The sequence below is a fragment of the Poseidonibacter antarcticus genome (assembly GCF_003667345.1).
Taxonomy (GTDB): Bacteria; Campylobacterota; Campylobacteria; order Campylobacterales; family Arcobacteraceae; genus Poseidonibacter; species Poseidonibacter antarcticus.
On the sequence record NZ_RCWF01000012.1, the window covers coordinates 66,044 to 77,523 of the forward strand.

Here is an 11,480-nt window from a genome sequence, read left to right on the forward strand (position 1 = left end):
GCATAAAACAATGTTTTAACCTGCCTATATACCAAATGATCAAGAAATTAGGTTAATAAAGTAAATTGAATTATCATTGATATATCAGACAATAAAAACTTCTTTTATAGAAATACTAAATTCTATCGTTGTATTTGTTAATCTACACATTAAGATTTTAGAAGGTTTACATTTCTTTCTAAAATAAATTATTGCTGATATGATTGTTACTATCATTACAAAAGATAGTAACAATAAAAAAATATAAACTAATTTAGAAAAAACTAATAATCAAACTAGGAAAAATAATGAATTACTCTTTCTTAGTTTATGTAATATATTAATATTTGTTAAGCACATCTATATATTTAATTTTCATGATTTTAAAAGCATAGCTATTTTACAATTATTTGTTAAGTCTTGTGTCAAATAAAATCCATTTATTCCACAATTAGAACTTCTATAAGTTATTTAATTAGTAAGATCAAAGCTCCCCTCTTTTCCACCAATATTTTACCAATTTCACGGATTATTGAAAACTTTCAGTTTTTTTATTTATATTACTCAAATTCAATTACTATTGGTTCAGTAGCTTCTTTTTCAACAAATCTCACATACTTACCTTCAAAACCAACATGTGCAGTTCCTGTTTCTCCATCTCTATTTTTTAGGATTATAATTTCTGCTGATTCTTGTACTTTTTTATACATTGATGAATTATCTTCTTTATTCTTTTTATAATAAGATTCTCTATATAAGCCAAGAACTATATCAGCATCTTCTTCAATATTTCCAGAATTTTTTAAATCACTTAACTTTGGTCTTTTATTTTCTCTTGTTTCAAGACCCCTGTTTAGCTGTTGAAGTAAAAAAACTCTTATATTATAATCTCTTGCGATTTTTTTTAGCATTGCTGAAATTTGCCCTATTTCTATATCTTCTCTTGTTTTACCTAACAATTGTACTTTTCCAGTATGATCAACAAAGATATTTTTTATATTAGGGTTCTTTCTTAAAGTAGATTTAATTCTACTTTGTAATTCTGTTAAAGTTGGATACGATTTATCATGAATAATTAAATCAGATGTGTCAAAAAAATCTATTGCTTCTTGAAACTTTTCTTTATTTTTAACTAAACCTTTTTTTAAATCATTTAGACTTTCTCCAGCTCTTGTTGCAATTAATCTGGTCATAATTTTTTTAGCTGGCATTTCTAATGATTCAATTAATACCCCTCTTTTATCTAATAATGATTGTATTGATAAAGTAGAAATAATACTTGATTTTCCCATTGATGGTCTTGCAGCAATTACAATTAAATCTCCATCTTCGAATGCTCCAATAATTTTATCTAATGCTTTTAAGCCTGAGGATTGTCCTATAATTCTTGAACCATTTGAAGCAGCAAGTTCCATGTCTTTAACTACGATAGATATTAAGTCTTTTGATGTTAAAACATTTTCATTATTTTGATTTTCTATATCTTCAATATTTTTTTGCAAGATATATAGGATATCATCGCTTTTAGGATTTTCTTCAATATATCTTGGTATTTTCTTAGATAAGTTTTGTATTTTTCTTATTTTAGAGTCTTCTTTAATTTCAAAACAATATGCTTCAATATTAGTAATAGGATTAACACTTAATATTTCTATTAAATTATCATCAGTAAATAACTTCCCTACCCCTCTTTTTCTAATAAATTCTTCATCTATTGGCATCTCTTCATAATGTAAATCTAACATTACTTTATAAATATCTTGATGTACTTTTAAATAAAAATCTTCAACACCTAAAATTCCTGATATTGTATATATTTCATCAGGTCTAAATATAATAGAGCTTAAAACTGTTTTTTCAATACTTACTGAATGTGCAATATCCAAGTCTTTACCTTTTTATAAAAAGTATTCGTTCTAAAACGAATACTTTTATTATTTATCTAATTTACTATTTTCTTCAATATATATTTTTAATTGTTCAATTGATAAGAGTGATTTTGATTTCTCAATTTCTTGAAGTGGATCATTTAAATTTTGTATATGTAATCTATATTTAATTTCTCCACTATCATCTTTTTCCTCTTTTATATCAGTAACCATATATTTAAATATCTCATTATCTCCAAATTCATTCTTTTTATTAATAAAGAATATCTTATTTATATATTCTTTAGTTAGATCTTCTTTTTGTATTTTTCCAACTAAATCTCTATTTTTATATAAATATCTCCAAATAATTAAACTTTCTTCTTTTTTAATTATTACTCCAGTTGTACTATTAATTAAATAACCTGTTTCTTCTTGAATTGATATAATATTTTCTTTGTCAAACCCAGGTAAATTATTTCCTAACTGTTTTCCTCTATATTGTTTAATAACTTGTTCTCTAAATTTTCTAAAATCTTTTACTTTTAATAATCTTTGTACTTCATCTTGTTCTCCATCTAGGGAAGACGACTCAATAAATTCATCTTTAAATAATTCTTTTAAAGTTTCTTTAATTCCATCCTCATTATCTTTAACAATATTTGTAAAATTATTAGCTAGTAACTCTTTTAGAATTATAATATTTTTATCGGTATTAACTTTTTCTAATATATAAAATTTATTTAGATATTCACACTCTTTTCCAATTAAATATGAATACTTACTTTTATTATCTTTAAGAAATAAATCACTTTTAATTCTTTTAACATGAAAAATTATATATTCAACCTTAGGCCCTACTCTTTCTTCTGTATATGAAATATATAAAGTATTTGAGCTTTCATTTATTTCTTCTAATATTATCTCTAATACATCCGTTCTGAAATTTGTATATCTTGAATATTTATTTTTTAAATCTAGAATACCTTTTATAGTTTCAATTTTAAGTTTAATTACATTCAAAGATTGAGACTTAATATATTCATAGAACTTAATAGTATGTTTAAATTTAAAATTAACAATATCAATCAAATCATACATGAAAAAATTCTTTTTAAGATTTATTAAGTACTCATCCATATCTCTATTAAAATTTATTAATACTTTTTTAGTATATTTTTCGAATTTAAAATCATTTCTAATAAGACCTACTTCTCTAAATGAATCTCCATCATCAAATGTAATATATATATTAGCAAGTCTTTTAAGTGTTTTTCGTGTTTCGCTATACAAATGTTTTTCATTTATATTTAATGCCTTAATCTCATCTGTTGTAATTTCATAAAAATCTTTAAATAATGATTCTTTACTATCTACTTTAGAAATGATAAGTTTAAATATCTTAAGATCATTAACACTAAAAGCAGAGACATCACCTTTAATAAATTTATTTAATTGCACTACTTTTCTGTTTTTTAGCAATTTTTTTTGTTCTTCATTAAATAGCTGCTGTTTTGTAGGTTTAATTTTTCTATCCACGATTATTCCAATTAAATGAATTTTAGAAATAATAATAACTATTTAATCCTTAATTTTCTCATATTTTATGTTATTTATCAAATAAGTTCTCAAATTTTATGTTAATACTTCTTTTAAATGACATAATATAAATTTCTAAATTATAAAAGTTCTCATATTATATGTTATAGCATACAAATTGAGAATTCTTATAATTATCAACAATTTCATTTTAAAAAGTTCTCATAATAGATGTTATAACATACAAATTGAGAATTTTTTACTATTTTATTAGTATTCAATAAAATATAATCAACTAAAAAGTATTTAATTTAATTAATCATTTAAAAGTTCTCATATTATATGTTTAACATATGATATGAGATGTAAAAAATCTCAAAATATAAGTTATAACATCTATTTTGAGATTCACTATTTCGCAAATCTTATGTAAGCAAACTACTTTAAAGCCCTATAGTATAGTGCTTGCAGGGTTTCATATAAACCCTTTATAAAAAACTCTATAAAAAGATTATAAACTCTCTACAGAGAGAGTAAATAAAACTAGCTTATAATTAAACTATTAATCATATATTTATTCAAATTAACGTACTTAAATATTAAAAAATGCTAACTTAGTAATATTAGAACCCAATAAAGTATAAAAGTTCTCAAATTATATGTCATAACATACAATTTGAGAATTAAACAACTATATATATGTTATAGCATATATTATGAGAACTATTATAGTTTATTAAACCAGCTACTTAATAAATAGAATGTTATACAAATAATATATATAACCTGAAGATAAAAGTAAATTCAAAACAATTTAAAAATAGAATTAATGCAACAGGTGCAATAAAAGCAATAATAAAGACATTAAGACTAATCAAACACTTAATACATATGAAAATAGCAGATAATCTGGTAAAGAGGATGAAATGAAGATTCTAATAAATTAATTTAAAAATATATTTCTAAAAAAGATTCATAAAATTGTAAATAAGTAAAATCGTTTTAATAATAGAGCTTGCGAAGGTTTCTGTAAAGGAAAACATAATCATTTAAAAGTTCTCATATTATATGTTTAACATATGATATGAGATGTAAAAAATCTCAAAATATAAGTTATAACATCTATTTTGAGATTCACTATTTCGCAAATCTTATGTAAGCAAACTACTTTAAAGCCCTATAGTATAGTGCTTGCAGGGTTTCATATAAACCCTTTATAAAAAACTCTATAAAAAGATTATAAACTCTCTACAGAGAGAGTAAATAAAACTAGCTTATAATTAAACTATTAATCATATATTTATTCAAATTAACGTACTTAAATATTAAAAAATGCTAACTTAGTAATATCAGAACCCAATAAAGTATAAAAGTTCTCAAATTATATGTCATAACATACAATTTGAGAATTAAACAACTATATATATGTTGATTTTTTAAAGTTCTCATAATATATGTTATAGCATATATTATGAGAACTTTTACGCAGAATTTCTATAATTTATTTTTTCTCAGATTATATGTCATAACATACAATCTGAGAAATGAAGAATGATTTTATTTATTAATCTTATTTTCTATTTGATTATATATTTTTTGAATTTCTCTAAACTTATCATCAACAAATAATTTATCATCATTGTTTAATTTCAAATATTTTTGCTTTGTAATAGATTTTGATTGTTTAATTATAGAATTCAATAAATTTATTGAAGTATCTATTTCTTTAGGAATCGAAGAATTTTTTAGATTATCAATATATTTTCTTAAATCATTAGCAGAAATTTTTTTATGTTTTAACATTTCCAAAATTTTAATTATTTCATCATTTGAATTTAATTTTGATTTAATTACTTTTGCTTGAGTATAACTAATTAAATCATCTACTAATGCTTGTTTAATTAGTGGATTAAGTTTTAACACAGATAATCTATCTACAAAAGTAATAATGTCAAATCGCCCTATTTTTTCAAATACATTACTTACTTGAATAAGTAATTTTTTTTCAATATCATTTAAAGTTGTTTTACCTGCTTTAAAATTTTTAACTTTATTAATAAATATTTTAACTTTTTCAATACTTTCAAAATTACAAGCTAATTGAATATGCTCTAAAATAGATAAAGTTTCATCATATACATTTAAGTCTTCTCTGTTTAAATTTTCACTTGATCTCATAAATCTTGCTAATTCATCTGAGACATTTTCTAATATAATTGCAGGAACTGTAGTAGCACCATTTAATTTTATAGCTCTTATTCTATTTTCACCATGAATTCTTTCTAGAATACCATTGTTATTTCTTAGCATAATAGGGTTTAGTAAACCAGTACCTAATATACCAGTATCTTCTTTTGCTAAATTTGCAATGTTTTCTGCAAGTTCAAGTAATTTCGATTTTGAATAAGAGATCCTATTATGCATTAAAATATCACTTTTTAAAGTTAACTCTTTAATTTTAGAGATTTCTACTAGAACTATTTCTGTAGAATTTTTTAAAACAATTTCTTGTTCAGTTTTTAATTGTTCTATAGTATTATCAATAGATGTAGTTCTTTGCGGTTTAGCCTTTGCCATAAATATAATCCTTTTTAGATGTTAGCTATTTGATAATTCTTTTGCAATATTATCAATTTTTAAAATTAGGTCTTGATTTTGTGATCTTTGGAAATCCATAATATAAGGAGCCAAAAATAATTTGAAACTAGGGGCTTCTTGAATACAAGCTTTTTGTGGGAAAGGATCCATAACTTTACAAGTTAATTTTCTTAAATTTTTAGTTTCATGAAGTAGGTTAGGGATTCTTTTTATTTCTGAAAGAGTCTCTTTTGCATCAGTAACTCTTTTATCAAACATATTTGGAATTAAAACTATTTTTGAAAGATCTTTTAAATTTTCAGTTAAATATATTTTATCTAGTGTTCTAAAAAAACCTACCATACCATCTGTATCAACATTTTTAGTTGGAATTGGAATTAATATTGCTTTTGCAGATTTTAGAATAGATGTTGTAATAATTCCAAATGAAGGAGGAGAATCTATGACAATTTTATCATATTTACTTTTTAATGAATTTATAAATTTGTATAATAATTGTATTTTAGTATCTCTAGTGAAATCATCTGATTCTGTAGCTGATAATAATTGGTAATTAGAAGGATAAAAATCTATTTCCATTTCTTCTTCTAAATAATGAGGTTGTAACATTTTCCCTTTATTAGGATTTATTATATGTTTTGTAGTTTTTATAATTATTGGTTCAACTTCAGTATCTCTAAAAATATTAGTTACATTACTAATATCATATTCAATTGAACCATTATCTTCAGTTTGTGAAAATGCTCCATATGAGTATCCGAAAAATGCTCCAGTTAATGTTGCTTGAGGATCTAAATCTACCAATACAGTTTTATAGCCTTGTTTTGCAAATGAATATGCAAGAGCTTGAGAGAACGTTGATTTACCAACTCCACCTTTTTGAACTGTAACACCATATACTTCACCTAATATATTTTTGTCCATATGTTTCCTTTATTCGTTCTAGAACGAGTAATTCTTATTTTTATATTTTACCATAATAATAATTACATATCAAGTATTATATGATATGTAATATAAAAATATTAAAAAGTATTCGTTCTAGAACGAATACTTTTTAATTAATTAGAATTGTCTATGAAAATGAAAGTGTCTTCGGTTCTTAATATAATTTATTAAATAGTAAATTCTTTTATAAGTTTATTACTGATAAAAGAATTGATTTAAATAAAACCAGTAGAAATACATTTGTTTTTATTAATAGAATGAATACTATCAAACTTAGTTTCTAATATATTTTCTAAATGTGTTTGGCAAATACTGTACTCAGAATATTTCTTCTTTAAAAAAATGTTTTTGTAAAGAATCATGATTGGAGCTTTATATTTAGATTTTTTGTAATCTGATAGCTATATGGTTTTTTCATCACTTTATTTTTTAATATAATACAAATATGTAAATAAAAAAGAGGGAAGAGGAGGTGTTAAATAAATGTATAAGTAAAACTTTACAAATGTCTTTTAGAGATTTAGATAATACACTTGGTATATTTTTTTTAAAGATAAGAATCTATTTAAAAGTGCATTTAAAAATAAATACTCATCAGCTTTTTGCATTTTCTTAAAATATAAAAATAGCTAAGAATAGAATATGTTTACCAACATCTGTAAAAGAGGGCATAAGAATAAAAGTTCATAGACTAATACTAAAAGAATTTCAATTAGTAACCATAAAGAAATAAACAGGAGAATATACATTTATGGAATTAGAAGAATCAAAAGCTCAAGCAATTAATGAAAATGGAATTTATAAGATTGTTATGAGAGAATTTACAAAAAATGATGTAAAAGTATTGATGATACTCTAGTAGCACTTCAAGATTATGGAATATGAATTAATTTAATACTCAAAGGATTAAAATGAGTAAAAGAATAGATATAAGAGGTGTTATATATAATAGTATTTTACCTCTGAGGTTTATTGAAAATAAAAATACTCATGCTATTTGGAAATGTAAATGTTTAAAATGTCATAAAGCAGTATATGTTTCATATATTAATATAGTTACTGGGAATACTAAATCATGTGCATCATGTGGACAAAGAAAATTATCTATAAAAGAGGCTAAAGAGATTTATAAAAAGAAACAAAACAATATTTCAGTAATAGCCCTAGCAAAAGAATATAATGTAGAAAGAAGTACTATTTATAGAACATTAAAAAATATGAAAATGCAAAAGAAATAGAAGATAAGGTTTCTATATTGAGAAGATTTAATCATATGAAAAAGATAACTTTTGAATTTAGTTTAAATACAAATTACTTCAATAGTATAAGAATTATTCTTCTAATTAGGAAAACCAAAAAAAGTGCACCACTTTATTAATAAAAAATAAATACAATAAACTCTAAATAAGAAATTTGGAGTTAGTATGATTGATAAAGAGGAATTTACCGTGATACATACTTTACATAAAAGAGGATATAGTATAAGAGCTATATCAAAAATAGTTGGATTAAATAGAAGAACAGTTTCAAAACGATTAAAAGAAAATGAATTAAAACCTTATAAAAATATTCAGTATAAATCAAAATTAGATCCATATAAAGAATATATAATTTCCAGAGTACAACAAGCTTTACCAGATAATATTCCATCAAGTGTAATATATGAAGAGATAAAGAAGTATAGATATGATGGTAAAATAAGAATACTACAAACATTTTTAAGCTCATTAAAAATAAACCCCATTCCAGAAGAAGTGATTAGATTTGAAACTAAGCCCTCTTATCAAGCACAAGTAGATTGGACATTTATAAGAACAGGGAAGAATCCAATTTATGGCTTTGTTATGGTACTTGGTTTTAGTAGAATGGCATTTGTATACTTTACAGATAATATGAGACAAGATACATGGCAAGATTGTCACATAAAAGCCTTTGAATACTTTGGAGGAGTTCCTCAAACACTTCTATATGATAATTTAAAATCTGTAGTAATACAAAGAGATAAATATGGTAAGAATCAACATGGATTTAATAATGAATTTTTAGAATTTGCAAAAGATAATTTCATACCAAAATTATGTAAAGTTTATCGTACACAAACCAAAGGAAAAGTAGAAAGATTTAATCTTTATTTAAAACGTAACTTCCATGTGCCACTTAAAGCTGCTTTAAAAGGTAGTCAAGTAGAAATAAATTGTGATTTACTAAATAATAAAGTATTTACTTGGTTAGAGATGGCAAATTCAAGAATACATGATACAACAAAGAAAAAGCCTATTGATATGTTTAAAGAAGAGAAACATTTGTTACAGCCATTTTACTCAAGTGTAAAAGAAGTAAAAAATAAACAAGAAGATAATCATATAATTAACAGTATAAATTTAGAAAAACTGAATATAGATATAAAATATCACACAACAATTTCAGATTATGAGAAAGTGTTAGGAGCATCATATGCTATTGCATGAATCAATTAATGAATATTGTTTAAAGTTTAAACTTCCTGGTATCTTAGAACACTATCAACACTTATCAGATATAGCCTCAAAAGAAAAAATGTCTTATAGTGAATACTTGTATAAATTACTGGAGTTTGAGAATATAGGAAGAGAACAAAGAAGTAAAGAAATGCTTTTAAAAATAGCAGGATTTCCAAAAATAAAAACAATTGATAGCTTTGATTATAAATCTTCATCAGTTGATAAAACACTAATAAATGAACTTCTAACTTTAAGATTTATAGATGAGTTTAAAAACATTTTACTATTTGGTCCAAGTGGAGTAGGTAAAACACATTTGGCAAGTGCAATAGCATATGCAGCAATACAGAAGAGAATAAAAACAAAGTTTATATCTGCAAGTGATTTATTTATACAACTTGAAAGTGCACAATCACAAAATAAACTTGATAACTATTTTAAAAGAGTTATAGGAATGCCAAAACTGTTAGTTATAGATGAATTTGAATATGTAAAATTTAATGAAGAACAAGCTAATTTATTTTTCCAAATAGTAAATAAGAAATATGAATTAGGATCAATAATAATAACATCAAATTTATCATTTACAAAATGGAAGGAGGTCGTTGAATAACGATGAAGCATTAACAACAGCAATATTAGATAGATTAATTCATCACTCACATTTAATAAATGTAACAGGTGAAAGTTATAGATTGAAACAAAAAAGGGAAGCAGGATTATTAGATATTTCTAATAAATAAGTGTTACAAAGTGGTGCACTTTTGCACTGCACTTTGGTGCATTTTTGGATTGCACTTGACACTAATATATTTCTTTTGATATTTCCTTCTTTGTACAATTTAAGCAGTTCCTCTTTTACCAGTAATGTCTATTTTTTATGAGTTGTTACATAAAAAAACATTTAAATAAATATCAATTGATATATTTTCAAAAATTAGGAGTTTATACAAAATTACATTCCAAAAGAAGCATAAATCAAAGATTCACAATTCCTCAAAATATAAAATAGTTAATAATAGAGTTTATTTTCCAAAGTTCATAGAGAAATACTGAAATAAACAATATTTTATATGTAAATTTATTGATGATAGTGTAGCTATACCTAAATTAATAAAAGTAAAAACACCATTTGAAATATTTAAATACTTACTTAGTTTTGTGTTGGTTTTAAAGAAAGACAAAAAGTGGAAGCTTTTCTATTCATTTAAGTATCTTAGTTTCAATTGGTAGCAAAACAAAACAAATTTTTACTTATCAATTTGAAACATTAAAGAATACACTAACAATAAATAATACGAAACTGTTTGCAAAGAGATTTAAGCAATGAATTAATGGTGATTTTATAGAAGAACAAAAAGTACTTAATTCTGAACTATTTTCAAATGTAGCAATGACTTATCTTATATCTGAGCAGTAGGAAAAACTTCAAGGATCATTTGGGGATGTTTTTATTTAAGCTATAAGATTAAGGTGGTTAGCACAATTTAACGAGTATGATAGTCAATCTTTAGAAGGTACTATATAAGGCAAGATGTTGAAATTATGGTAACAAATCCTGAAAATACAAGTATTATTAAACATACACTTAATAAGTATCCTAATCTAACAATAATGACTACAGATGAAGTTACAATACTTTATAAAGATAATCCAAATGTATTTTCATCAGGAATTGGTAATAGTAATTTACAAAATGTAATAGAAGATGATTTATATATAGTAATGCTATTAAGTGAAATTTCTATACAAACTATGGATGCAAGAGAAATAAAATTAAAAAGATTTGATAAAACTATTGATAGCATTGTATTATATTAAATATTTAACTATATTCTTATTAAAGAACAATACAACTTGAAAGTAAAACAGGTTATGTATACAAAGAATAGAGTAAACCCATAAATTAACAAATTTAAGCGAACATTTAGCAAATCCCCTTGACAAAGCAAATAAAACCCCCTATAATTCCCGTCCAATTTAAGTGACACCAAGTGTTACCAAATATGGATGATCTTTAACAATGTAATTTAAGTTTGTAAAGTAATCTTTATAAACTGAATATAAT

Annotated in this window: 9 protein-coding genes; 5 read left to right on the plus strand and 4 right to left on the minus strand. The window is 23.5% G+C overall.

Annotated features, from left to right (window positions below; genetic code table 11):
- Positions 1–539 precede the first annotated feature (539 nt).
- From D9T19_RS12360 to D9T19_RS12375, 4 genes are all read right to left on the minus strand, one after another.
- Positions 540–1,865, minus strand: coding sequence for a DnaB-like helicase C-terminal domain-containing protein (locus D9T19_RS12360; protein WP_121628551.1), 1,326 nt, complete (start codon positions 1,863–1,865; stop codon positions 540–542).
- A 48-nt stretch (positions 1,866–1,913) separates the two neighbouring features.
- A complete protein-coding gene (locus D9T19_RS12365) occupies positions 1,914–3,386 on the minus strand; it encodes a replication initiation protein (protein ID WP_162984587.1) in 1,473 nt (490 codons plus the stop codon).
- Positions 3,387–4,943: 1,557 nt separating this feature from the next.
- Positions 4,944–5,963, minus strand: a complete 1,020-nt coding sequence (locus tag D9T19_RS12370) for a ParB/RepB/Spo0J family partition protein (RefSeq protein ID WP_121628553.1) — start codon at positions 5,961–5,963, stop codon at positions 4,944–4,946.
- 21 nt (positions 5,964–5,984) lie between these two features.
- A complete protein-coding gene (locus D9T19_RS12375; protein WP_121628554.1) occupies positions 5,985–6,908 on the minus strand; it encodes a ParA family protein in 924 nt (307 codons plus the stop codon).
- Between the two features lie 935 nt (positions 6,909–7,843).
- Between D9T19_RS12375 and D9T19_RS12380 the strand changes: the two genes are divergently transcribed.
- From D9T19_RS12380 to D9T19_RS12395, 5 genes are all read left to right on the plus strand, one after another.
- Complete coding sequence (locus D9T19_RS12380; RefSeq protein ID WP_121628555.1) at positions 7,844–8,170, plus strand: helix-turn-helix domain-containing protein; 327 nt, start codon at positions 7,844–7,846, stop codon at positions 8,168–8,170.
- A gap of 186 nt (positions 8,171–8,356) precedes the next feature.
- Positions 8,357–9,400 (plus strand): IS21 family transposase, encoded by a 1,044-nt coding sequence (gene istA, locus D9T19_RS12385; RefSeq protein ID WP_121628556.1) that lies wholly within the window; start codon positions 8,357–8,359, stop codon positions 9,398–9,400.
- A complete protein-coding gene (gene istB, locus D9T19_RS12390; RefSeq protein ID WP_205588720.1) occupies positions 9,387–10,025 on the plus strand; it encodes an IS21-like element helper ATPase IstB in 639 nt (212 codons plus the stop codon). Before istA ends, istB begins: the two co-directional genes overlap by 14 nt.
- Positions 10,018–10,155, plus strand: coding sequence for an ATP-binding protein (locus tag D9T19_RS14740; protein ID WP_205588721.1), 138 nt, complete (start codon positions 10,018–10,020; stop codon positions 10,153–10,155). Before istB ends, D9T19_RS14740 begins: the two co-directional genes overlap by 8 nt.
- 802 nt (positions 10,156–10,957) lie before the next feature.
- Positions 10,958–11,233: a hypothetical protein gene (locus tag D9T19_RS12395; RefSeq protein WP_121628557.1), complete on the plus strand. Its 276-nt coding sequence runs from the start codon at positions 10,958–10,960 to the stop codon at positions 11,231–11,233.
- The last annotated feature ends 247 nt before the right edge of the window (positions 11,234–11,480 follow it).

Coding starts and splice junctions, on each gene's coding strand:
- D9T19_RS12370 (WP_121628553.1), bottom strand. CDS start 5,963: ATGGCAAAGGCTAAACCGCAAAGAACTACATCTATTGATAATACTATA.
- D9T19_RS12380 (WP_121628555.1), top strand. CDS start 7,844: ATGAGTAAAAGAATAGATATAAGAGGTGTTATATATAATAGTATTTTA.
- D9T19_RS12375 (WP_121628554.1), bottom strand. CDS start 6,908: ATGGACAAAAATATATTAGGTGAAGTATATGGTGTTACAGTTCAAAAA.
- istB (WP_205588720.1), top strand. CDS start 9,387: ATGCTATTGCATGAATCAATTAATGAATATTGTTTAAAGTTTAAACTT.
- D9T19_RS12395 (WP_121628557.1), top strand. CDS start 10,958: ATGGTAACAAATCCTGAAAATACAAGTATTATTAAACATACACTTAAT.
- istA (WP_121628556.1), top strand. CDS start 8,357: ATGATTGATAAAGAGGAATTTACCGTGATACATACTTTACATAAAAGA.